This window comes from uncultured Chloroflexus sp. (assembly GCF_937129525.1).
GTDB lineage: Bacteria > Chloroflexota > Chloroflexia > Chloroflexales > Chloroflexaceae > Chloroflexus.
The window spans coordinates 1-24,306 of record NZ_CAKZNK010000074.1; the positions used below are offsets into that span (position 1 = coordinate 1).

General features: G+C 57.9%; 19 protein-coding genes. 12 read left to right on the top strand and 7 right to left on the bottom strand.

The window, feature by feature from the left end; all coding sequences use genetic code 11:
- Positions 1–226: hypothetical protein (locus Q0650_RS09000; RefSeq protein ID WP_298818095.1), on the top strand; the 226-nt coding region annotated here is incomplete at its 5' end.
- A gap of 42 nt (positions 227–268) precedes the next feature.
- Here the strand turns inward: Q0650_RS09000 and Q0650_RS09005 are convergent.
- The 3 genes from Q0650_RS09005 to Q0650_RS09015 form a co-directional block, all read right to left on the bottom strand.
- Entirely contained in the window at positions 269–1,075 is an 807-nt protein-coding gene (locus Q0650_RS09005; RefSeq protein WP_298818097.1) for an FkbM family methyltransferase, read from the bottom strand.
- A 223-nt stretch (positions 1,076–1,298) separates the two neighbouring features.
- On the bottom strand, positions 1,299–1,634 hold the full coding sequence (locus tag Q0650_RS09010; protein ID WP_298818099.1) for a multidrug efflux SMR transporter: 336 nt from the start codon (positions 1,632–1,634) through the stop codon (positions 1,299–1,301).
- Between the two features lie 144 nt (positions 1,635–1,778).
- On the bottom strand, positions 1,779–2,660 hold the full coding sequence (locus Q0650_RS09015) for a LysR family transcriptional regulator (RefSeq protein WP_298818101.1): 882 nt from the start codon (positions 2,658–2,660) through the stop codon (positions 1,779–1,781).
- A gap of 369 nt (positions 2,661–3,029) precedes the next feature.
- On the opposite strand from Q0650_RS09015, the gene Q0650_RS09020 reads away from it, so the two are divergent.
- The 4 genes from Q0650_RS09020 to Q0650_RS09035 all read left to right on the top strand — a co-directional run bounded on the left by Q0650_RS09020 (position 3,030) and on the right by Q0650_RS09035 (position 9,645).
- Positions 3,030–4,610: a proton-conducting transporter membrane subunit gene (locus Q0650_RS09020; protein WP_298818103.1), complete on the top strand. Its 1,581-nt coding sequence runs from the start codon at positions 3,030–3,032 to the stop codon at positions 4,608–4,610.
- Positions 4,611–4,715: 105 nt separating this feature from the next.
- Positions 4,716–7,247, top strand: a complete 2,532-nt coding sequence (locus tag Q0650_RS09025; protein WP_298818105.1) for a YbcC family protein — start codon at positions 4,716–4,718, stop codon at positions 7,245–7,247.
- Between the two features lie 440 nt (positions 7,248–7,687).
- Entirely contained in the window at positions 7,688–8,833 is a 1,146-nt protein-coding gene (locus Q0650_RS09030) for a WXG100 family type VII secretion target (protein ID WP_298818107.1), read from the top strand.
- A 5-nt stretch (positions 8,834–8,838) separates the two neighbouring features.
- Complete coding sequence (locus Q0650_RS09035) at positions 8,839–9,645, top strand: hypothetical protein (RefSeq protein ID WP_298818109.1); 807 nt, start codon at positions 8,839–8,841, stop codon at positions 9,643–9,645.
- A gap of 343 nt (positions 9,646–9,988) precedes the next feature.
- Here the strand turns inward: Q0650_RS09035 and lon are convergent, their stop codons facing one another.
- Together lon and Q0650_RS09045 are read right to left on the bottom strand one after the other, a co-directional pair.
- Complete coding sequence (gene lon / locus Q0650_RS09040) at positions 9,989–12,445, bottom strand: endopeptidase La (protein ID WP_298818111.1); 2,457 nt, start codon at positions 12,443–12,445, stop codon at positions 9,989–9,991.
- A gap of 179 nt (positions 12,446–12,624) precedes the next feature.
- Entirely contained in the window at positions 12,625–13,422 is a 798-nt protein-coding gene (locus Q0650_RS09045; protein ID WP_298818113.1) for a DeoR/GlpR family DNA-binding transcription regulator, read from the bottom strand.
- A gap of 354 nt (positions 13,423–13,776) precedes the next feature.
- Between Q0650_RS09045 and ptsP the strand changes: the two genes are divergently transcribed.
- From ptsP to Q0650_RS09060, 3 genes are read left to right on the top strand one after another with little or no spacing between them, the layout of a single operon-like run.
- Positions 13,777–16,239 carry a phosphoenolpyruvate--protein phosphotransferase gene (gene ptsP, locus Q0650_RS09050; protein ID WP_298818115.1) on the top strand — a complete coding sequence of 821 codons (2,463 nt, stop codon included), beginning with the start codon at positions 13,777–13,779 and terminating at the stop codon, positions 16,237–16,239.
- Entirely contained in the window at positions 16,236–17,204 is a 969-nt protein-coding gene (gene pfkB / locus Q0650_RS09055; RefSeq protein ID WP_298818117.1) for a 1-phosphofructokinase, read from the top strand. The genes ptsP and pfkB overlap by 4 nt, the downstream gene beginning before the upstream one ends.
- A gap of 28 nt (positions 17,205–17,232) precedes the next feature.
- Entirely contained in the window at positions 17,233–18,684 is a 1,452-nt protein-coding gene (locus tag Q0650_RS09060) for a PTS fructose transporter subunit IIC (protein WP_298818119.1), read from the top strand.
- A 128-nt stretch (positions 18,685–18,812) separates the two neighbouring features.
- On the opposite strand, the gene Q0650_RS09065 is transcribed toward Q0650_RS09060, so the two are convergent.
- Positions 18,813–20,981, bottom strand: a complete 2,169-nt coding sequence (locus Q0650_RS09065; RefSeq protein WP_298818122.1) for a molybdopterin cofactor-binding domain-containing protein — start codon at positions 20,979–20,981, stop codon at positions 18,813–18,815.
- Positions 20,978–21,445 carry a (2Fe-2S)-binding protein gene (locus Q0650_RS09070; protein ID WP_298818124.1) on the bottom strand — a complete coding sequence of 156 codons (468 nt, stop codon included), beginning with the start codon at positions 21,443–21,445 and terminating at the stop codon, positions 20,978–20,980. Before Q0650_RS09070 ends, Q0650_RS09065 begins: the two co-directional genes overlap by 4 nt.
- A gap of 115 nt (positions 21,446–21,560) precedes the next feature.
- Between Q0650_RS09070 and Q0650_RS09075 the strand changes: the two genes are divergently transcribed.
- From Q0650_RS09075 to Q0650_RS09090, 4 genes are all read left to right on the top strand, one after another.
- Positions 21,561–22,337 carry a triacylglycerol lipase gene (locus Q0650_RS09075; protein ID WP_298818126.1) on the top strand — a complete coding sequence of 259 codons (777 nt, stop codon included), beginning with the start codon at positions 21,561–21,563 and terminating at the stop codon, positions 22,335–22,337.
- A 165-nt stretch (positions 22,338–22,502) separates the two neighbouring features.
- Positions 22,503–23,489: a signal recognition particle-docking protein FtsY gene (ftsY, locus tag Q0650_RS09080; RefSeq protein WP_298818127.1), complete on the top strand. Its 987-nt coding sequence runs from the start codon at positions 22,503–22,505 to the stop codon at positions 23,487–23,489.
- A gap of 114 nt (positions 23,490–23,603) precedes the next feature.
- Entirely contained in the window at positions 23,604–23,807 is a 204-nt protein-coding gene (locus Q0650_RS09085; RefSeq protein WP_298818129.1) for a hypothetical protein, read from the top strand.
- Positions 23,800–24,240: a hypothetical protein gene (locus Q0650_RS09090; RefSeq protein ID WP_298818131.1), complete on the top strand. Its 441-nt coding sequence runs from the start codon at positions 23,800–23,802 to the stop codon at positions 24,238–24,240. Before Q0650_RS09085 ends, Q0650_RS09090 begins: the two co-directional genes overlap by 8 nt.
- Positions 24,241–24,306: the final 66 nt, after the last annotated feature.

Consider the following 24,306-nt stretch of genomic DNA (forward strand, 5'->3'; position numbering starts at 1 on the left):
ATGGTGGGCGGTGGGGCGGATGATTGTGCGGGGATGGGGATGGTGGGCGGTGGGGCGGATGATTGTGCGGGGATGGGGATGGTGGGCGGTGGGGCGGATGATTGTGCGGGGATGGGACGTAGGGGCGAATAATTATTCGCCCCTACGTCCCCCGCCGCGTCGTCATGATTCCCCATCGGTTCGCCGCGTCGTCATGATTCCCCATCGGTTCGCCGCGTCGTCATGATTCCCCATCGGTTCGCCGCGCCGGCATCATCCCCATTCGCCCCTACGCCCCACCCCGATACCAGCACGTCGGCAATGGCAATGCGTTCCTGGTGGTATTGTCACTGTCAAGCGGGTGTGGAAAATCGCGCCGGTAGACTGTGTCGGTCACACGATCACGACGCAAAAAGGTGAATTCCATCGTTTGCGGAATGACGATGTCACCGATTCGCCTGACTGCGCGCCGGTTGTTGGGGTGAATGTGAACGCAGGCATGCGTTTGCAATACCTTCTCAAGCGCTCGACTGGCTGTGTGAAAAAACCACTTATTCCACAACTGGTCGAGATGATGCAACTCCAGGACAATAATCCGAAACCGGTTGAGCAGCGCTACCGGTGTCGCCAGCAACACCTCATATTCCGCTCCTTCAATGTCCATCTGCAAGAGGAGATCGCTCGTTTCGTCCCCGGCCAGCGATTGCGTGACCCAGTCGGCAAGAGTGATGAACCGGCCATCGCTGTAAGCGCCAACGAACAGCTTGCGGAAATGAAATGCCGGATGTTGTGTCGCCGGCCCATCGACCGAGGCGTCGGCCATGAAGACCTGCATGCCTCGTTCGGCGCAGGCGCGCTCAAATTCGGAAACCGGGCCGACACCGGGAGAAAAGCAGGCCACGATCCCTGCCAGATCATCCGGAACGAGGTACCCTCCATCACCGGGTGGGCCGAGCCGGATGAAAGGTACCGGTGGCGCGAGCGGATGAAGCTGATGAATCAATCCTCGCAATCGCTCCGGTGGCGTGAGGTTTGTCGGGAACATCCGGGCTAATGCGAAGAGCTGGATGAACCATTGCAGGATAACTTGCTTCATGAGAAATACATCGTAATTGATACTACCGCTCGGTCGTAATTGTATCAGTTGCGGTTGCGTTGTCAATCGGGGACAATTGCCGACCGGTTCTTGCCAACGCGCTGCGCGTCATTTGCCCTCAATTCAGCATGCCCCGGTCGGAAGCAAACAGGACATAGGCGGGAGTGATCTCTTGATTTCGGAGCGAACGGCATCATGCGCAGTGTACGATCATCTTGCCCGCTTAACGCACTTCCACTCGCGACAGCGCATTCAAGATCACCACGCCAATCAAAATAAACCCAATTCCAATCCAGGCCCAGCTATCGAGTTGTTGGCCATAGATCATCCAGGCAATCAGGGTGATCAAGACAATCCCAATCCCCGACCAGATCGCGTAGGCGATGCCGACCGGTATCGCTTCCAGAGCCAGCGACATGGCGTAGAACGAGATCCCATAGCCGGCGACCACGATGATCGACGGCCACAGGCGGGTAAAGCCAGCGCTGGCTTTCAGGGCCGAAGTTGCCGCCACTTCGCTCAGAATAGCGATCAGCAGAAAGAGCCAGTACTTTGTCATAATTCGATCTCCTGGGTAAAACATGCTTATCACAGCAAAACAAAACGACCAGCGCGCGCCGCGAGCAGCGCCTACCACTGCCGTCAGGCGCCACGTCAGCACGCAGGGTAAACGGCAAGAGGTGCCAGAGAATGGAATGGGAACTTAATCTGGAGCGGTATGTTTGGGCAGAATACGGTTCAAGAGAGGGTTAGGAAAGCGACGGGCCAGGGTAATGGCGCAGAAGGTTTCGGCCAGATCCGGCAACCTGGCATACTCAACCAGGATACCGCTCTCTAACTCATCGTTTACCACGATCGGCGGCAGCACTGCCAGTCCGTTGTGTTCGCGCGCCACGAGACGCAACATCGCCATATCGTCAACTTCGGCCACGATCCTGGGTTGAATCCCCAGTCGATGAATCAGAGCGTCGAATCCAACCCGGATCGTCGATTCTGGCGCCGGTACGACTAATGGCTCGCGCTGCAACAAAACCTCGAAGGGCATCTGATAACGCGCCGGATCGGGACGACCGATCAATCCCACCGGTTGAGTGTCGATAACCTGAACGATCCACGGTGTCGATTGATCGCGCGGTGGTGGGATGTCCGAAAGCACCACGTCAAGCTCATACAGCTTCAAACCACTCAACAGCTCGTCGAGAGTTCCCGAATGAATGATTAATTTGACATCGCCATCGCGGAGCAGCGGACGCAAGAAGCGTAATTGAAAATTGCGCGAGAGCGTGGCCAAAGCGCCCGCGCGCAAGACCGGCTGCTGATTGGCGGACAACCGTCCAAAGGTACCGAGCAATTCATCGCCTTTGGCAAAGATTGCATCGGCAAAGTCGAGCGCAATGTGACCAGCCTCGGTTAACACCAGGCGGCGACCCACGCGCTCGAAGAGTGGCTGGCCCAGATACTCCTCGAGCGCGCTGATCTGCATCGATAGCGCCGATTGAGCGATGTTATGTTTGCGCGCAGCGCGCGTTAAGTTCCCTTCGTGCGCCACAATCCAAAAATAGCGGAGATGATGGTAATTCAACATACGATGGTGTGTATGGTCAGGTCAGCATCACGAGGCAATCTATGCCCCAGCTTGCGATTGGTTGATGGGCAGCGTTGCCAGAGCCGCATGCTCCCATCGCTCATAAGCCGATCTGCGTGTTGATACTGACTTCCTTGCCCTCGCGTTTCTTGCAACCGGTCGATCCGATTACCAGTATGCCAGATCGCGTTCAGGCTCGCAATGGGGGTTGGCGCTGCAACACTCCGCTTGCTGTGTGCGAGCGAACTGTCGGAGTGGTTAATGTTCTTTTAGATAGAACATATTTTTAAAATACATATATTTTACTGATTATTCTTGGCATGATACTATCCAGACATCGACCTTTGACACCAAGGAGGTAACGACGGTATGGGTATGGATGGAGGGCTGGCACTCATCGGGTATCTCGCGCCGCTGCTGCTGCTGCTCGCGGCAGCAGCAGCGGCGCTCAACCTGGTGCGGACGGTTGAGTTGACGTTTCAGTTGGGGCGTGCCGTCAGTTTTGGCGCATTTGGCTTGATGCTGGCATTGGGGATCGTAGTCTTCACCGGAGGACCGCTGGTCAGTCCCCTGATCGGAGTCGGCGAGATCGGCTTCACGCTGCGGCTCGATGCGCTCAGCGTCATGATGTCGTGGCTGGTCACGCTGTTGGGTGCGCTTCTGATCCAGTTCAGTCGCAACTACCTCGATGGCGATCCGCGCCAGAAGATCTTTTTCATCCGCTTGTATACTACCCTGGGCGCAGTGCTGCTCATGGTGTTGTCCGGCAATCTCTGGCAACTGGTGATTGCCTGGATTGGCACCAGTCTGGCGCTGCACGAACTGCTGGTCTTCTACCCTGATCGTCCGCGCGCAATTCGCGCTGCGAGCAAAAAGTTCATCGTTGCCCGGATTGGCGATCTGAGTTTGATCACCGCTGCGGTAGCGCTGGCGCAGACCTTCGGCACTACCGATCTCGGCCAGCTCCGCGAAGCTGCGCGCGCTGCGCTGGCTGACGGCGTGGCGCCTGCCGGCGCGGTCGTTGCCGCTATCCTGATCGTCATTGCGGCGGCGCTCAAGTCGGCAATGTTTCCCTTCCACGGCTGGCTGCTCGAAGTTATGGAGACGCCGACACCGGTTTCTGCGCTACTCCACGCCGGTCTACTCAATGCCGGTATCTTCCTGGTTGTGCGCTTCGGCGAATTGACCTTCCTGGCGACGCCAGCGCTCCTCTTGCTGATCGGGCTGGGCGGTTTGACTGCAATCATAGCTTCATCATCGATGATTACCCAGAGCAGCGTCAAGGTTTCACTCGCCTACTCAAGCGCAGCTCACATGGGTTTCATGCTAATGCTCTGCGGGTTTGGCGCTCATACCGTTGCGCTTATGCACCTGATCGCGCACTCCTGCTACAAGGCGCACGCCTTCCTCTCGTCGGGTAGCATTATCGAGTATGTGCGCAACACCGGTATTCAGAAACTGGATAAGGCGCCAAATCCGCTGGCCTTGATTGTGAATATGGTCATTGCGGTGGCGATGTTTGTAGCAGTTGCCACGGTCCTGGGCATCGATATTACGAAGCGACCAGGCGAGACGGCAATGATCACCATCTTTATGACTGCAGTCGCCTACCTTTTGGTGAAGGGCAATACCGGCAAAGCTCCACTGATGGTCATTGCGCGCACAATGGGAATGGCGGCGCTAGTAACGATTGCCTTCTTCATCCTGGAAGTAGTGGCCGAAGCGTCGCTCGGTCAGGCTGTGGCAGTCTATCCACCACTCGATAGCGTGACGTGGATTGCCGTGGTCACAGCAGTCATCATCTTCGTGGCTGTGATGGCGTTCAGCGCCTTCCTGCCCGCACTGGTCAATCGTCCCGTCTGGCGCGTGTTATACGTTCACCTCAAGAATGGCTTCTACGCGAACGCCCTGTTTGATCGGTTGCTCGATACGTTGCGGTTAGCGCGGTAACTGTTCTCTGCGCGCTCGACAGATACGGGCGCGCAAGACCACAAGGTCGGTGAAGCTGTTGTGTGCTGTCGTCAGTGTGCGATATTTGCTGGAGGAATGAATACCATGACGCTGGTTGAGACCAATATCAAAACGCTCCCGAAGATGTCGGCGCCGGTTGATGATCTCTCTGCCGAGAAGATCCTTGCAGCGGCCAGGCTTGCCGAGCAGCGCATTGCGCCGTTGTGGCCACTGCGCACGTTCGTCGCGGTTAATCCATATCTCGGCCTGATCGATCACTCGTTTGCGCAGGCAGCGCAACTGTTGGCGCGACGGGCCGGCGCCAAAATGACCGCGCCACGTTCGTTCTACGCCCAGGCCATCCAGAGTGGTCGTGTCACCGACGATGACCTTGCGGCGGCGATTGCCGAAGGTATTCCCTTTCCCGGCGCGCCGAACAGTGTGGCGGCACTGAAGACCTTTGCGTTGAGTGGCGCGCCCGATCCGGTCTTCAAGACGCTGCCGACTGTAGCTGATGTGGCGTATCAGGTAACCGGCGTCAAATGGACTGATATAGTCACCGATACGATTTCGAATTGGGCCGGAGCGTATTTCGATCTGGGTCAGTCATACTGGCGGTCACCCTGGGCGCACCTGCCGGCATACGAGGCCTGGCGCGCCGAAGCTGCTTTTGACCGCGCGCCACTGGTGCGGGGGGCGCGCGGTTTTCGCCGGGCTTTGCGCGAATTGCCGACCACAGCAGCCGAGACGATTGTCAGCGCGATTAAGCTGTTGCAGATTCCGGCTGATGGTCTGGAAGCGTATATGCACCGTCTCCTGCTGTCGATCCACGGCTGGGCCGGTTATGCCCGCTATCTGCGCTGGAATGCCGAACTGTACGGCGGTGAAGATCAGACCTTGACCGATCTGCTGGCGATTCGGCTGGTATGGGAAGTGGCGCTCTGGCATAGTTTCGCCAGCAGCGGTTTGGCCGAACACTGGCAGCAGCGCAAGAGTGAACTGGTTAACACTCAAGTGGAAGAGGCGACCAAACGCGCGCTTGACGGCGATCTGCTGCTCCAGCGCGCTTTCGAGAAGGCGTATCAGCGTCAGTTGTTTCAACGCCTCGGCCAGCCAGCTCCGGCAGCGGTTACGCGCAAACGAGCGCAGGCGGCATTCTGCATCGATGTTCGCTCTGAGATCTTCCGCCGCGCGCTTGAGACAGTGAGCGATGAGGTTGAGACTATCGGCTTTGCCGGCTTCTTCGGTTTTCCCATCGAGTACGTACCGATGGCCGAAACGCGCGGTGGCGCCCAGTGCCCGGTCTTGTTAACGCCCCAGTTCGTGATCACCGAGTCGGTGGCTGGCGCCAGCGAAGCAGAAGTCAACGCGGCCATCGAGCGCCGGTCAATGCGCCAGCGCGTGGCCAAAGCCTGGCGAATGTTTAAGTTTGGCCCCGTCTCGTGTTTCGGGTTTGTCGGCCCGGTGGGATTAGGCTATCTCTACAAACTAACCTTCGACACACTTGGCATTACGCGACCGGTGCCGCATCCGGCTACGTTCGGTCTCAATGCCGCTACCCGTGCCCGCGTCAAGCCGAGCCTCGAACCGCGCTCAGCCAACGGTCGCGTAATCGGCATGACACTCGCGCAGCGGATTGCAGCCGCAGAAGGTGCGCTCAAGGCAATGTCACTGACCGATCATTTTGCGCGCCTGGTGCTGCTGGCCGGTCACGGCTCAACCACCGTCAACAATCCGCACGCAACTGGTCTCGACTGCGGCGCCTGCGGCGGCCATACCGGCGAAGCGAATGTGCGGGTCGCCGCGCAGATCCTCAACGATCCGGCGGTGCGGGCCGGTTTGCGCGAGCGTGGCATTGAGATACCCGCTGATACGATCTTTCTCGCCGGATTGCACGATACCACTACCGATGACGTTACCATCTTCGATCAGGACGATGTTCCCGTCAGCCACAAGGCCGATCTCCAGCAGTTGATCGCCGATCTGAATGCTGCCGGTCGATTGGCCCGCGCCGAGCGCGCTGCGCTGCTGAAGATCGATAACGGACGTGACATCGATCGGGAAGTGCGCCGGCGCAGCAAAGACTGGTCGCAGGTGCGTCCGGAGTGGGGTCTGGCCGGGTGTGCCGCGTTCATTGCCGCGCCGCGAAGCCGCACTGCCGGGGTGAAACTCGATGGGCGGACATTCCTGCACAACTACGAATGGCGGCAGGATGATGGTTTTGGTGTGCTGGAGCTGATCATTACCGCGCCAATGATTGTCGCGAGCTGGATCAACCTGCAATACTACGGCTCGACCGTCGATAATCAGGTCTTCGGCAGCGGCAACAAGACTCTGCACAACGTGATCGGCACACTTGGCGTGCTTGAAGGCAACGCGGGCGATTTGCGCGTCGGCCTGCCCTGGCAATCAGTACACGACGGTGAACGGTACGTTCACGAACCGATGCGGTTGCACGTGGTGATTGAAGCGCCAATTGACGCGATGACCGCGATCATTGCCCGCCACGAACAGGTGCGCCAGTTGCTCGATAACGGCTGGCTCTACCTCTTTGCAATGGATGATCGCGGCAAGGTAACGCACAAGTATGCCGGCAATTTGCAGTGGGAAACGCTAGAGCCGGCGAGCGCAGCATGATAAGCTGACTGCTGTCAGCGCGCAGAGACGGGGCAACGCTCCGTCTCTGTTTTGTTATCATCGATCTCCTTGTCGGCAAACGGCATCTGCGTGAGCGCCGGCTAGAGGATGCGCATGTCCGTTTCGGCCCGGCTGGCAGACACTACCGTAGCCGATTGTGTAATGCATTGGTTATTGCGGTATGTTATACTGTGCGCATTACCCGATTATCGAACAATCTCGTCGATGCTTTGCGTCTGATGAAAAGAATAAACATTTTGCTGCGCAGATCCTTCTTTTTTTATCTGTGCTAAGTGGAATATCATGCGATAATCGATTATAGTTGCAAATTGACTGAAAATGACATCTTTCTAATTGAGTAGAATGTATTGTGCTATAATTAGGATTATACTTCTCAGCATTGTATCTAATTCAGTACTTCCGCCAGGATAGGGGGCGCTATGGCAGTTATCGGGGCTGATGTCGAGCTTTTGCGGGCAATGGCAGCCGCTTTGCGGCAGGGTAGCGAACAGCTCAGTGAACATTTTCAGCACTCAACTCATGCGATGCAATCATTGCAGAACAGTCCATGGTCTGGACAGAATCGCCAGCGCGCTGAGGCGATGTGGATGCATATTCAAGAACAGTTTACTCCTGTTGTTGAAACGCTCAATCATTTGATCACGCAAACAGATCGTTTTACCGATTCATTAGAAGAAGCCGGGCGTGTTTTTGGCGATGGCGTCATATCCATCGCTGATACTGATGCGTCTCGCGGCATCAGGTTCACCTCTGATATGCATATTCTTGGCGGTGTTGCCCCTATTGTTGGCGCCAATCTGTCTAAGCTGAGGTTGGGTAGGTTGATCGATGTTATTGAAGACGCTCATGAAACCATACAGCTATTCAGAGATCTAACGCTAATAAAATCGCTGGAAATTGTAAACGGAAACAAATATGCTAATCAGATAATTATTAAGGGATCATTGAAAGCTAAGGAAGCAGCATTCCTTCTGCCAGCAACAACGCATATGAAAGGAGGATTGATAAATGCGCTACAAAAGCAAACGCCAAATATTATAAAGGACGTAGGTAAAGGTATTCCTTTTTCGATACTAATTGGTTCTGCTGAAAATGTATTGGATAACTGGGAAGATTATAAAGATGATGAACAGGCGTGGCAAAAAACAGCGGTTGCAACAGTTTTAGACACAGCAGTAGAAACGACCTGTGAAGCCATCGGGAGCGCTGTCTGCGGTGTGGCGCTTGGAGCAGGGCTGGGCGCCATCAGCGGCGGCACACTTGCTCCGCTAGGAGTTGCGGTGGGCGCGAGGATCGGAGGGGTTGCTGGTGGATTTGTTGGTGAGATAATAGCTGAAAAAATCATTGAAAGCGAATCTTATCAGACGTGGAGAGAAGATGTGGTACAGAAAGGCGCCGATCTTATTGACGACACCATTGAGCAAGGAGAGAAGCTACTTGATGAAGGAAAGAAGTTACTTAATGAAGGAAAGAAGTTTCTCGACGATGGCGCTCAGTTTATGCAGGATCAGGTAAAGCATTTTGATTCGCAGATTCGAGGATTTCTCAAAGGGATAGGAGTATAAGCTCTATGGAAAAGGATTTAACCCTTCGAATATCAATCGAAGAGCTGGCGCTGGCATGCATTCTGAATGGTAAAGCAGAGGAAGGTAACGCCCTGATTGCAGGCAGTCTTGGGCGCGATGTAAGCCAGGATGAACTGATTGGTCGCTTGACATCCGCCAGTCATACGCTGCTGGGCAAGGGATTGCTCGATCTGTCAGCGGATGGCAACGTTGTCGGTTCGCCAATATTGACTGAAGTGGTTGACATGATGACCAGCGCTCGTTGCACGTTGCGTTATTCGCTATCGTCGCCTGAAGAGCGCCGGGTCCTTTCCTACCACTTTGTGGGTGATAGTATCTACGAGCACTGGATCGATACGGGGGTTGTTCACGTTATCACGCGCGTCGATGCAGCGGAACCGGTTACAACCTGCCCTCTCTTCTTCAGCCTTGAGACGTTTCGCCCAACACCTGAAGCCGCAGGGGTTATCGCCGAGTCGCTGTTTCGCCAGGCCCTGCGCCAGAAACAGGTAGCGGAAGCCGAAAACCTGCTGTGCCCTGCGCTGCCGGCCACGATATGCCGTCCGTTGAGCGAAGATGCGGTGCATACAAAGGCCATTGGTGATGTGATGTTGATCCACTATCAAGCCAATCGAGAACCGGTGTCTGATGAAGGTCAGTTGATCCTGTTTGGCGCCGAGCGATTTTGGGTGTTTCATCCCACGAAAGACGGTGACATGGTGAAGGTGTCATTGGTGCCGGGAACGATCGACAATTTGCAGCAGTATGTGCGTCAGCTTGTTGACCGTCAAGTTCAGGGTGTGTCCTTGTAACGAATGACGTGCCATCGTGCTGGTTAGTCGCCTGCGCTGTTTGGTAACGCTCATCTCAGTGGATGATACCATTCTTATTCAAGTGCTGATCGTGCCTATTATTTCCTGACACTTCTTAACGTTGTGAAGACAATCTGCTAACTCAAATCCGCGCATCTGTTGATACATGTGAAGCCAAAATACTCTCTTTTATCGGGAAGATTGCGCTCTTTTGTGCCTCATAGTAATGACGTTTCCCGGCAAAGAACGTAGTTGTAGTACCTTCAGCTCTGATCGGCAGGCGACAGCCACATCCGCCTGCCGATCCAGCAGAGTCGTTTTAATCCAGCGGCGGGGGAGCCGATCACGGCGTAGCCGCAGTCACTTCACCGGTTGGCTGAGTCAGCGTGAGCGCCGGGCTGTCGGTAGCGGGCAACAGCGCAATACTCAATACCTCGTCCAGTGTCTCTACCGGAATGAAGGTCATCTCGGCGACGACGGTCGGCGGCAGATCGTCGAGATCGGCCAGATTGCGTTTCGGCAGAATGATGGTATGGATCCCTGCTCGATGGGCGCCGAGCACCTTCTCTTTCACTCCCCCGATCGGTAATACCCGACCACGCAGCGAGATTTCACCGGTCATCGCCAGATCATCGCGCGCCAGTCGTCCGGTGGCTGCCGATGCCAGTGCCGTCGCCATCGTAATGCCAGCCGAGGGGCCATCTTTCGGTACCGCTCCTGCCGGCACGTGGATGTGAATGGCATGCGTCTCGAAAAAGTTTGGCTCGATGCCGAGTGCGCGGGCACGGGAACGAACATAGGTAAGCGCGGCTTCAGCACTCTCGCGCATCACCTCCCCGAGCTGACCGGTAATGGTCAGCTCCTTCTTGCCTTCGACCGCGCTCGCCTCAACGAAGATAATATCGCCGCCGACCGGTGTCCAGACCAGGCCAATCGCGACGCCCGGTTGATCGATCCGTTCCCGGGTTTCGCTGGTGAAGCGCGGGCGACCAAGCGCCGCGCGCGTGAAGGCGACATCGACCACGAAAGGCAGACTAGCCGGATCAATATCTCCTTCGCTGAGCCGGCGAGCAACCTTACGCAACACTGCGCCAATAGATCGTTCGAGGTTGCGCACGCCGGCTTCACGGGTATATTCGTTGATGATGCAGCGCAGCGCCGCATCCTCAATCACTACCTCTTCCGGGCGCAGACCGTTGGCGCGTAACTGGCGCGGTACCAGGTGGGTCTGCGCGATCTGAACTTTCTCGTCTTCGATGTAACCCGATAACTCGATCACCTCCATCCGGTCACGCAGTGCCGGGTGTACCGTATCCCAGGTGTTGGCCGTAGCCAGGAACAGCACGCGCGACAGATCGAAGGGCAGATTGAGATAATGATCGGTAAAGGTGTGATTCTGTTCGGGATCGAGCACTTCGAGCAGCGCTGCCGCCGGATCGCCGCGGTAATCGCTGCCCAGCTTATCGATCTCATCAAGCAGGATCACCGGATCAGCCGTGCCGGCGCGCCGTAACTCTTGAATAATCCGGCCCGGTTGCGACCCGATATAGGTGCGACGGAAACCGCGCAGTTCGGCTTCGTCGCGCACGCCTCCCAGGCTCATCCGCACGAAGCCGCGTCCAAGCGCGCGGGCAATACTCTGGCCGAGGCTCGTCTTGCCAACACCGGGTGGGCCAACGAAGGCCAGAATTGGTTCGCGATTTGCGCGCAGATTTTCTTCACCGAGCGCTGCGCGCCGCTGTTTCACCGCCAGATATTCCAGGATGCGCTCTTTCACCTTCGCGAGGCCGTGATGGTCTTCATCGAGCACCTGCCGGGCATAGCCGATGTCGATCGGCTGACCGGTATAGACATTCCAGGGCAACTCGGCCAGCCATTCCAGGTAGGTGCGCACCATCTGGTATTCCGGCGAGCTGGCATTGATTCGCGCCAGCCGGTTCAGTTCACGTTCAGCCTCTTTGCGCGCCACCTCGGGCAGATTGGCATTGGTCAGCTTCTGCCGCAGGTCGTCAAGTTCGGCAGCTTCACCGCCATCTTCACCCAACTCCTTCTGAATCGCCTTCAACTGCTGGCGCAGGTAAAACTCACGCTGTTGCTTGGCCGCGCTCTCCTGCACCTCCTGGCGCAACCGGGCCTGCACCTCGAGGAGAGTAAACTGCTTCCGATAAAAGTCGCGCACCTTTCGTAGCCGCTCAACAACATCGAATGTCTCGAGCAACTCCTGGCGTTCGGCAAAGGTATAGTCTGGCGAGTAGCCGGTATTGTCGGTCAGATGACCCGGATCATCGATTGAGCGCACAAAATTGCGAATCTCCTGGGTCACACCGGGCCGCAATTCAAGCACAGCGTCAATGGCAGCGTGTGTTTCAACCATCAACTGCTCGAGTTCGGGTGTGCGCTCAAAGACATCAGGACGGCGGGTGAAGGTAAACCGCAGATAAGGCGTCGTCTGCACTGCCTGTCCAAGCTCGGCGCGCACCAACCCACGCACAACGATACCGGTTGCGCCGTTGGGGAGCGTGCCGAGCTGCTCGATGCGGCCAACGACTCCAACCCGAAAGAGGCGATCGCTCATCGGCGCATCATCCGGCGCATCGGGTCGGCGGGCAACCAGCAAGACCTGGCGTCCCTCGCGCGAGGCCGCTTCTGCCGCTGCCGCACCCAGCTCGTCGAGCGGTAGGCTGACCACGGTATAGGGAAAGACCACTACCCCCTCCAGTGGAATCAGCGGTAGGGTCTCAGGTGATGGTGTCTCAGTTGTCTCTGAAAGAGAGTGGTCGGACAGTGTTTCGTCGCTCATAGCGGTTCTCCACATTGGTAAGCGGAAAAAGTGTTCCGCGCCTAATGTATTTTGAAACGCAACGGGAACAGTGTCAATGGCAGGCAAAAAGTTCTAGTGAAAATCTAACAGAATGTAGCAAGAGGTGATGACTGCGCGGAAAAGATACAGTTGCTCAGCGTTGACCAGAGTAAATAACCCTAGACCAGGATCACCCGTGTACCGGCAGCCTCCATGCGGCGTCGCTCGACATCGGGCAGATCGGTATCGGTGATAACCGTATCAATCGCTTCCAGCGGTAACACTTTGATGAAGCCGCGCCGCTGCCACTTACTCGAATCGGCGAGCAAAAAGATCTGCCGCGCCGCTCGGGCCAAAGCGCGCTTTGTCTGCGCGATCTCACTGGTTGAGTCGGTAACGCCGTAGTTTGAGTCGACCGACTCGGCAGCCAGAAACAGTTTCTCGACTACCAGCTCACCAAGACTCTGCTCGACCAGCGGCCCCAGCGTGCCGAATGTCGCATAGTTGACTACGCCGCCAAGCATCCAGACTTGTACATCATTTAGATGACGCAGCTCGATGACCACATTCAGGGCATTTGTCACCACGGTGAGCGGGGTAGACTGGCGCAAATGCTTGACCATCTCTACCACCGTCGTGCCGGCATCGAGCAAAATCGTATCGCCGGGATTCACAAACTGCGCCGCAGCAGCGCCAATGCGCGCTTTCGCTTCGAGACGGATCCCGGCTCGTTGCTCGAACGCGATCAGGGCACTGCTGGCCGGTAGCGCGACGGCGCCACCATGATCGCGGATCAGCACTCCCTCGCGTTCGAGGGCAGCCAGATCGTTGCGGATAGTGACCGGGGTAACCCCGAATAATTCGGCCAGTTCGTTGACCCGTACCGAACCTCGTTGGCGCACCAGTTCGGCGATCCGGCTTCGTCGGTCGAGCATTAACGGACTGCGTTCGCCAATCACGCTTTCATCAGGCTGCATTGAGCGATACTCCGGTGGTAGATAGCTTTCGTTTATTTTCGGTTCTATTGTACGGCACCGACATGATGGGCGTCAAGTGGGAAATGATGACCAGCAAACACCCTTGCTCACCGAATTCAAGCGATGCTCAGGTAAACAAAATCAAACGAAAATCAAGTATTGACAAAACGAAAATGTATGATATGATAGTGGCATCAAACGATACTGTTACCGTCTGCCATCGTTGACTATCTGACCGTATCGACAGCTTCGCCCAATCTGCCAATTGCTCGCTGCGGCAAGTTGTCGAATGACCACACCGTTGGCGTGGTCCTGGCTTCAGCCTATGCAGGCTCACGCACAGAGGAGTGCTGTATGTTACAGTTGACGGCTGCGAGTGTTCGCGTTGGCGCTGTCGCTACCTCAAAGGAAGATGCGATCCGGCAGGTTGGGCAGATACTGGTGCAGGCCGGCAATATCAAGCCCGCCTACATCGAGAGTATGCTGGCTCGCGAGGCGCTGGCGAATACCTTCCTCGGCAATGGCATTGCAATCCCCCACGGCAAACCGGAAGACCGTGATCTGATTATCGAAACCGGCATCGCCGTCTTGCAGGTTCCTGCTGGCGCCCCGTGGAATGATGGCGAAACCGCGCACCTGATCGTTGGTATTGCTGCCCGCTCCGATGAACACATCGAGGTTTTGCGTCGCTTGACCCGCGTGCTCGGCGATCATGCGCTGGTTGAGAAGCTGCGGCAGACGCGCGATCCCGCCGATGTGGTTGAGGCTTTGACCGGCGAGCGTCCGGTTGCGTCACCATCCTCGGTTGGCGACTACGAGCATGGAGTGCAGGTAACGATCCACAATCCTACCGGTTTGCATGCTCGCCCCGCAACTGCGTTCGTCGAGACGGCTAAACGCTTTCAGTCCGCAATTCGGGTGCGTCACGGCGAGCAGGTGGCCGATGGTAAGAGCTTGCTCAGCCTGTTGCAGTTGGGTGTGGGTGCTGGCGCGACGGTGACGATTTCGGCTCAGGGGCCTGACGCCGATGTTGCGCTGGCCGCTTTGAGTGCACTGGTTGAAGCCGGAATGGGCGAAGAGCCGGTTTCAACCGAGGCGGTTGCGCGCCCTCGACTCAACCTTCGTGATTGGGCACCGCAGCATGCGGCGGCTGTTGTCGCAGGGATTCCGGCTGCAGAGGGGCTGGCTATCGGGCCGATTCGTCATTATCGGCGCGCGCCACTCGTTATTACCGATACTCCCGGCGATCGGATGAGCGAAGTGGCGGCGTTGGAGCAAGCGCTTGAGTCTGCCCGAAGCGAACTCGAACTGCTAGCCGGTGAGGTGTCTAGACGGTTGGGATCATCGCGCGCAGCGATCTTTCGCGCTCATGCTGAATTGCTGGCCGATCCTGCTCTGGTGCGCGAAACGGTAAGCCGCATGTTCGATGGTCACAGCGCCGCCTGGGCATGGCAGCAGACGATTGCGGCTCGCGTGGCCCAACTTGAGAAGCTCGATGATCCGGTACTGGCCGGACGAGCGGTTGATCTGAGTGATGTCGGTCAGCGGGTGTTGCGCCATTTGCTGGGGTTGGGTGAAGCGCCTTTTATCAGTCTCGCTGAACCTGCCATTCTGGTGGCAGACGATCTGACTCCTTCTGACACAGCAACGCTCGATCCCGATAGTGTCCTCGGTTTATGCACGGCGCTTGGCGGCCCTACGTCACATACGGCAATCATTGCCCGCTCCCTCGGTTTACCGGCGATAGTCGCGGCTGGTGATCGAGTCCTTGACATTGAAGATGGCACACCGGCCATTCTCGACGGCTTTAGCGGTAAGCTCTACCTGCGCCCTTCAGCCGCTGATGTTGAGACAGCGCGCGCCCTGCAAGCCGGTCTGGATCAGGAACAAGCGGTTGCATTTGCGACCCGCCATCAACCGGCGATCACTCGTGACGGGCTACAGATCGAGGTGGCTGCCAATGTCAACCGGGTGGCCGATGCTGCGCGCGCAATTGAGAATGGCGCCGATGGCGTTGGTCTGATGCGCACGGAGTTTCTCTTCATTGAACGCGATCACGCGCCTGATGAAGAAGAGCAGTACGAAGCCTACCGGACAATGGTTGAGACGATGGCTGGTCGCCCGTTGATCATCCGCACGCTCGATATTGGCGGCGATAAAGAGGTTCCTTACCTCAATATCCCGCGCGAAGACAATTCGTTCCTGGGTATTCGCGGTTTGCGGCTCTGTCTGCGTCGTCCCGATCTCTTTGAACCACAGTTGCGCGCCATCTACCGCGCCGCCAGGCACGGGCCGCTCAAGATCATGTTCCCGATGGTGGCGACGCTCGAAGAGGTGCAACAGGCCAGGGCCATCGCCGAGCGGATTCGGGCCGAACTCAATGCGCCGCCGGTTGAGATCGGGATTATGGTTGAAGTGCCTTCGGCAGTCTTGATCGCCGATGTGCTGGCAACCGAGGTCGATTTCTTCTCAATCGGTACTAATGATCTCACCCAGTATGTGCTGGCAATGGATCGTTTGCATCCCGAACTGGCCCGCCAGGCTGACAGTCTGCATCCGGCAGTGCTACGCGCGATTGCCCGCGCGGTCGAGGGCGCGACCAGCGCTGGTCTCTGGGTGGGAGTGTGTGGCGGTATTGCCAGTGATCCGCTCGGAGCGGCGATACTGGTTGGTTTAGGCGTGCATGAGCTGAGTGTCAGTATTCCCAGCGTGGCAACCATCAAAGCGCATTTGCGCAGCTTGAGCGCTGCCGATATGCGCGATCTGGCGCGGCGGGCGCTGGCATGTCGCAGTGCAGCGGAGGTGCGCGCGTTATGAAGATTGCAACGATTACGCTTAACCCGGCTATCGACCAGACCGTCTTTGTCGATCATTTTCAGCCGAATACAGTTAATCGGGCGCGCGCTATGCAACGCGACGCCGGCGGTAAAGGGGTAAATGTGGCGTCGTTCCTGGCCGATTACGGCCTGACGGTGACAGCCACCGGCCTGCTCGGCGCTGAGAATCCGCACATCTTTGAGCGTCATTTTGCCGCCAAGCGGATTAATGATCGTTTCGTGCGCGTTCCGGGCGCAACCCGGATTGGAGTGAAGATTGTCGATGAAGCTAATCAGCAAACGACTGACATCAATCTCCCCGGTTTGCCGCCGCCACCTGGCGCACTCGATGATTTGCTGACCGTGATCGATGAGCTGGCCGTGGATCACGAATGGTTTGTTCTGGCCGGTAAGTTGCCGCCCGGCGTGCCAGTTGAGTTTGTGCCTGAACTGGTCGCCCGGTTGCGCGCGTACCATCGCGCTGTCGCTCTCGATGTCAGCGGGCCGGCCTTGGCTGCCGGGCTGGCTGCGCAACCTTCACTGGTCAAGCCCAATCTTGATGAATTGCGTCAAATCGATCTGCTTGCCGGTGAGGGGATAGAGGCAGTCGCCGCTGCCGCGCGTCAGATCAATCAGATGGGGGTAGCGCTGGCGATTGTCTCAATGGGAGCGCAAGGCGCAATCTTTAGTGATGGCGCGAATCTGCTCCATGCCGTACCGCCGCCGATCACCGTCAAGAGTACGGTCGGCGCCGGCGATGCAATGGTGGCCGGCGCTATTGCCGGTTTGGTTGAAGGGCTATCGCTCGAAGAGATTGCTCGCCGCGCAACGGCCTTCTCGCTGGCGGCGCTGGCTGCCATCGGCGCGCATCTGCCGCCACGCGCCGAATTGATCGCGCTGGCGGCCAGGGTGTCGGTTTCAGTGGTTGATCCGGCGGTTACTGCGGTGCCGCCCGTTGATCAATAGTGGTTGTGAGAGCAAAGGGAGGATTGTTATGGCGCTCATTGTTGCGATCACGTCGTGCCCTACCGGTATTGCCCACACCTTTATGGCAGCCGAGGGTTTGCAGCGCGGCGCGGAGAGTCTCGGCCACACGATCAAGGTCGAGACCCAGGGGTCGGTCGGCGCGGAAAACACCTTGACCGCAGCAGATATTGCCGCGGCTGAAGTGGTTATCATCGCTGCCGATACTAAAGTTGATTTGAGTCGGTTTGTTGGCAAGCGGATTTATGAAACGAGCACGAAGGCGGCAATTCACGATGGCGCAGCCGTCGTGAAAATGGCCCTGGAACAGGCGCGGCCTAAGACGGCTTCGGCAACCGCGTCTAGCAGCGCCGATCTGGTTGATCAGGTGGCAGCAGCCAAAGCCGCGCGCGCGGCTGGAGTGGCCGGCCCATATAAGCATCTGATGACCGGCGTGAGCTATATGCTGCCCTTTGTGGTTGCCGGTGGCCTGCTCATTGCGCTGGCTTTTGCTTTTGGCGGTATCTACGTCTACGAAGACGCCAACCGCGGCACGCTCGGCTGGGCCTTGTTCCAGATTGGCGGGCCATCGGCCTTCGCGCTGATGGTGCCGATTCTGGCTGGCTTTATCGCGTTCTCCATCGCCGACAGACCCGGTCTGGCCCCCGGTATGATTGGCGGTATGCTGGCTTCCTCAACCGGTTCAGGCTTTCTGGGTGGCATTCTGGCCGGGTTTATCGCCGGTTATGCCACGCTGTGGCTTAATCGCAATCTCAATCTGCCCAAGACGCTGGCCGGTCTGAAGCCGGTGCTGATCCTGCCCTTGCTCAGCTCGCTGTTTGTCGGTTTGTTGATGGTGTACGTTATCGGACAACCGGTGAGCACCGCTCTGAATGCTTTGACGGCCTGGCTTCAGAGCATGGAGCAGAGCAGCGCGCTGGTGCTCGGTCTCATTCTCGGCGCAATGATGGCCTTCGATATGGGTGGCCCGGTCAATAAAGCGGCGTATACCTTCGCTACCGGTCTGCTGGCTTCGCAGGTGACGACCCCAATGGCAGCCGTCATGGCAGCCGGTATGACTCCGCCACTCGGTTTGGCGCTGGCGACGCTGCTGTTTAAGGATCGTTTCAACGATGAGGAGCGCGAGGCAGGCAAGGCCGCAGCAGTGCTCGGCATCTCGTTTATCACTGAGGGGGCGATTCCCTTCGCGGCGAAGGATCCGTTCCGCGTAATTCCCTCTATTATGGTTGGTTCAGCCGTCGCCGGCGCTCTCTCGATGCTCTTTGGCGCGACGCTGGCTGTGCCGCACGGTGGTATCTTCGTTCTGCCCATCCCCAACGCGGTCGGTAATCTGCCGATGTACATCGTGGCAATTCTGGCCGGTACGCTAGTGACGGCGGCTATGCTCTACGTCCTCAAACGGCCTATCGCCGGCGCTACCGAAGGACGGGCCGTTGTGGCCGGTCAGGGGACGGCTGATTAGCATCAACGTGGTCTCGGTGAGGATCTTCAATGTCAATTGAGGCCACCAGGCTCGCAAAGTCTGGTGACCAACAAATATCAGCCTCAGGTAACGCAGGGCAGGCGCAACCTGCCCTGTTCTCTACCAGTCTACCCGAGCAGTGGCAATTCACGTCGTCGCTCACCACTGAGCGCAAACAGCGCATTGGCAACTGCCGCAGCAATTGGCCCCATCGGCGGTTCACCACCACCAAAGGGTTGATCACCGCTGCGCAGCAGTTGTACCTGCACTTCCGGCGCGTCGGCAATGGTCAGGAGTGGATAGCGGTCAAAATTGCCGGCTGCAATCTGTCCATCCTGAATTGTGATGCGCTCAAACAGCGTTGCGCTCAATCCCATCATAATGCCACCTTCGGTCTGCGCAATCAGGCCGTCAGGATTGATCGCAATACCGGGATCGACCGCAGCCCAGACGCGATAGACGCGCAGGCGGTCACCTTCGTAACCAACCTCGGCCACATGGGCCGCAATCGTGTTCATATCGATGCTGCACGCAATACCGCGCGCGCGACCAGGTAGCGGTGTCTCGCTCCAGTTGGACATCTCGGCCACGGCCAGTAATGTTGCCCGAAAACGGCGTCCGACCGGAGTATTGGGCAGATGGCGTAATCGAAACTCGAGCGGATCGATCTTCGCTGCCACTGCCAGTTCATCGATAAAGCTCTCAACCGCAAAGGTATTGGCCAGCAAGCCCAGCCCCCGCCACGGGCCGGTTGGCACCGGCAGATCAACGATGTGTGAGGTGACCAGCAGGTCTGGAATGGCATACACCAGACGCGCGCCGCGCCAGGCTCCAAAATCGCTGCCGAATAGCCAGCGTAGCGGTGCCGGAATTAGCTCAAAGAGAACGTTTCCGCTGACGTGTCGTTGTTCGAGCGCGACGATAGTGCCGGTTGCATCGAGCGCAGCCCGGAAGGTGGCGTAGGTCGGTGGACGCAGATAGCTGTGGCGGAACTCTTCAGTGCGCGTCCAGCCCACATGCACCGGTCGGCCAACCGCTGCCGAGAGCAACGCTGCTTCGCTGGCTACCACTGTGGTGATTTTGCGGCCAAATCCACCACCAAGGTAGGTTGGTATGACTTCAACCGTCTCTGGTTTGCGCCCAAGCAGACTGGCCAGCGTATTTGCCACCTGAATCGGTGACTGGGTGCTCACCCAGGCCCGCACTCGTTCGGTCTGCACATCGACCAGCGCCGCCTGCGGTTCAAGATTAGCATGCGCTGCCAGTGGTGTGCGATAAGTTGCCTCGATCACGCGCGCGCCTTGCAATGCTCTCGTCGCGTCACCGCGCTTCTGGATCGGTGTCCCTGCGTTTGCTTGCGCTGCCAGACGTTCGTCAATATCTTGCTGAGAAAAGGGTGGTGGCAGTTCCCACTCCAGTTCGAGGTCATTCAAGGCCGCATAAGCGGTCAACCGCGACTCGGCGACAACACCGGCAAAGCCATCGCGAATCACCACTTCAACCACACCAGGCCGCTCCCGGGCCGTGCCCGGAGCGGCGCGTCGCAGTCGGGCGCCGAGCCGCGGTGGTCGGGCAACTGCGCCGTACAACATTCCCTCTACACGCGCATCGTAGCCATACGTTGCCAGTCCGCGAATCTTGGCCGGAAGGTCAAGACGGGGCGTCGGTTGACCGATAATCCGCCAGCGTTCCGGCGGCGTGAGTGGCGCTGCCTCTGCCGGAGGCTGCCAGTCGCGCGGCAGGCTGACCAGCGTGCCAAACCCGATCCGGCGGGTCGGATCGGCGCTATCAATCACAGCGCCATCGCTCACCTGCGCCTGGGCTATCTCAATGCCGAGCTGTTCGGCGCCGGCGGCGCGTAGCATTTCGCGCAATGTTGCCGCCGTCTCGCGCAGCAGCGGGAACAATCCCATCACCGAATATGATGCGCTGGTTCCAGCGCCATCGCGCACCGGCCCCAGCGAACTCGCCTGCGCGATCTGGATCTGTTCCCAGCTCACTCCAAGTTCTTCAGCCGCAATTTGAGCCAGCGCCGTATGTACACCCTGGCCCATCTCAACCTTTGGCATCGTCATCATGACCTGCCCGTCAGGCTGGATGGCAAACCAGAGGTTGGGTTCTTTGGGCAACGTGGCCGGTGGACCAAACCCATCACCTAGCAGATCGGATAACGCCAGCCGCGCTGCCGGAAGGCCAAACAACGCGCCAAGTGCCAATCCGCCGCCGGCCAACCCCAAACCGATCAGAAAGCCGCGTCTGGTCATTCGCCAGCGCGGTGGCCGCGCTGATTCGCTCATTGCCGGCCCTCCTTCATCAGCTCGGCGGCGCGCATCACCGCTCGCCCGATGCGGGCGTATGTTCCACAGCGGCAGTAGTTGTAGCGCATCGCTGCAATCATGTCATCGCGCGTTGGCGAAGGATTCGCTGCCAGCAAGGCCGCCGCCGCCATCATTTGCCCGCTCATACACCAGCCACATTGGGGTACCTGCAACTCGAGAAATGCCTGCTGCACCGGATGCAACCGCTCACCGTTGGCCAGCCCCTCAATGGTCGTGATCTGTGCGCCGGCCAGCGTGCTGATCATCGTCTGGCAACTGCGGGTTGCTACCCCATTCACATGCACCGTACACGCGCCACAAATCCCCGCGCCACAACCAAACTTGGTTCCTGTCAAACCCAATTCATCGCGCAATACGTACAGGAGTGGTCGCGCCGGTTCAGCGGCCACTGTGAAACGCTGACCGTTGATGATCAATTCCATGGATGCCCTCTCGCTGTTGCAGGTCCTATCGTGCAATTGGCGTGATTGTTCCCTGCACTCTTGTCAGGATGCTGGTACAATAGTTGTGCAATACCTGTACATAGTATACTACGTTATGATGAATCAAACGCCCATTTTAATCGTTGGTGGTTTCGCTAGCGAACCAAAACTCTATCGTCCACTCCGCGCATATCTCGCTGAGGTTAGCGGCAGGCAGGTCTTCATCGCGCCGATCACGCTGGTCGATTGGGCATGGGTGACGATCACCGATAGTTATGCCGGACTCCTGCGCAAACTTGACCGGACGGTAAACGAGCTGCTGGCCCAAACCGGCAGTTCCCGCTTGACCCTCGTTGCTCACAGCGCTGGCGGCGTACTGGCCCGCATCTTTCTCGGCGACCAGCCTTACAACGGCCAGGCATATTATGGCTATCAGCGCATTGACATGCTCGTGATGCTGGGAACCCCCCAACGGGCGGAACGCGAAGGTCGAATCGGCGGTCTCAACCAGATTCGCTGGGCTGACCAACGCTATCCAGGCGCGTACTGGTCTGAGGTGAGCTATGTCAGTGTCATCGGGCGGAGCATCTTTGGCGATCCCGATGGTCCCCCGCCTGAACGCGGCGCGCATCAGAGCTATCGTCTGATCAGTGGTGAAGGCGCGCAATGGGGTGATGGCGTTGTGCCACTTGACTACGGGCTGTTGCCCGGTTCACTCCAAATCGTCATTCCTGGATTGCGCCACGACCCTCGTCCCGATCGGCTCTGGTACGGATCAAGTCCGGCCACGGTCGCGGTGTGGTGGCATGCCGCGGCGGCATATGCTGCGACAAAAGCCGACGTGATCAGCTATAATCAGACTGAGAAGAAAATGACTCTGGCAATCCGCTGAGGCGCAAGGCGGCCCGCGCTGGTAACGCAGTGTGCGAATGAGCAGATTCGCATCGGGGCCGACCGGCGTGGCGCGATGATCCCGATCTGACCTCGTGTCGCTGCCTTCATCGTGCCGACCGGGTCTCGGCGCCCCGGCGTTTACGACAACACGTGAGGAATAGATATGTTTCGCCGTCTCTTTGGACGCGCGCAAGACGCGCCTCGCAGCGAAGAAGAGGCTGTCCGCGAAGAAGAACAGGTAAATGCTTCGCTGGAAAAATCGCGGCAGGGCATCTTCGGGCGTATCGCCAAACTCTTCGCCAGCGATGATCCGATCACCGATCAGCTCTGGGATGAATTAGAAGAAGCGCTTATCCAGGCCGATGTTGGCCTGGAAACGACCCAGTATCTGGTCAACCGGACAATTGACCGGGTTAATCGTCATGGCGTCAAGAAGGCTCGCGAAGCCCGCGAGATGCTCAAAGCCGAAATGGTGCGCACCTTCGCCGAGTATGCCGGTCAGAAGCGCCCCGAAGCCAAACCGTATGTAATCCTGGTTGTAGGCGTTAACGGTGCCGGCAAGACGACACTCATCGCCAAGCTTGCTCACCGCTACAAGAACCGCTTCGGCAAAAAGGTGTTGCTGGCCGCTGGCGATACCTTCCGCGCCGCAGCAACCGAACAGCTTGAGACGTGGGCCGAGCGGGCCGGCGTGCCGTGCGTCAGCCTGGGACAGGGCGCTGATGCGGCTGCGGTGGTTTACAAAGCGATTGATGCCGCCCTGGAACAGGATGTTGACATCCTGATTGTGGATACGGCTGGGCGTCTGCATGCCAAGTACAACCTCATGCAAGAGCTAGAGAAGATTCGCAACATCATCGCCCGCAAGTTACCCGGCGCTCCTCACGAGACGATTCTGGTCATCGACGCCACCACCGGCCAGAACGGAGTCTTACAGGCGAAAGCCTTTCTCAAAGCTGCCGGCGTGACTGACGTGGCGGTCACCAAGATGGATGGCACTGCCAAAGGCGGCATCGCCTTCGCTATCGCCCAGGACATCGAACGTCCGATCCGCTATATCGGTACCGGTGAGAAGCTCGATGATCTCGCTATGTTCGATGCCCAAACCTTTGTTGACGCGCTGTTTGCCGAACCGAAGACAGTCAAATGAGCATCCATACGCGCTACGATAGCCCTGTCCTACGCTATCGTAGCGCAATCGTTCAAGGTTCTTGTGCGCTGATATGCCTGCACAATCTGTGTAGAGCACTGATTGAGTGTTGCTATGTCAGTTGAAATCGTTAAGTGCCCATCCTGCAAACAGAAACTGGCGATCTTCCCCTACGTTCCCGTTGGTGGACAGGTCGTCTGCGCCAATCGCAATTGTGGCGCCAGCATCCGAATTGTCGGGCGCAATCCGCTGCGGATCGAGCTGGTGCCCGAAGAAGCAACCTACACGGTTGATTACCGTCCCGAGTCGTATGGTTGAACGAGGGCTAACGACCATCCTCCGGCGAGCAGTGATCGGCCTTTCCCTGATTGTCGGCGCAATGCTGCTCGCCGGTTGTCTGCTTATCAGCGGCGAACAAACGACCATCTCGGTGCAGGGCAGCGCAGCCAACATTCTGACCACGTTTGTCAGCGCCGAAGGCAGTGACGAATACCGGGTGCCGGCCCTTCCTGCCAACACCGAAGTGCAAGCCATCGTGATCGTCGCGGTCGAAACCGGCGACGTACAGATCGATCTGTTGCAGCCAGATGGCTCGGTCTCGTTCGTCCTGGCCGGGCGACCCGGCGCGCAGGTCACACGCAGCGGCCCGCTGCGCAGTGACGATCAAGGTCAAATCCGCTACCGGATCACGGCGCGCGGCGCGCGGAACGGCGAAATTCAGATCTTTTTGCTGCCAGGTTCCACGGAATAGCGCCCGCAAGGGATGATGGTGTGTCATCAGATGCTCAGGTCTGGTTTCTCCTGCTCAGGTTGATGC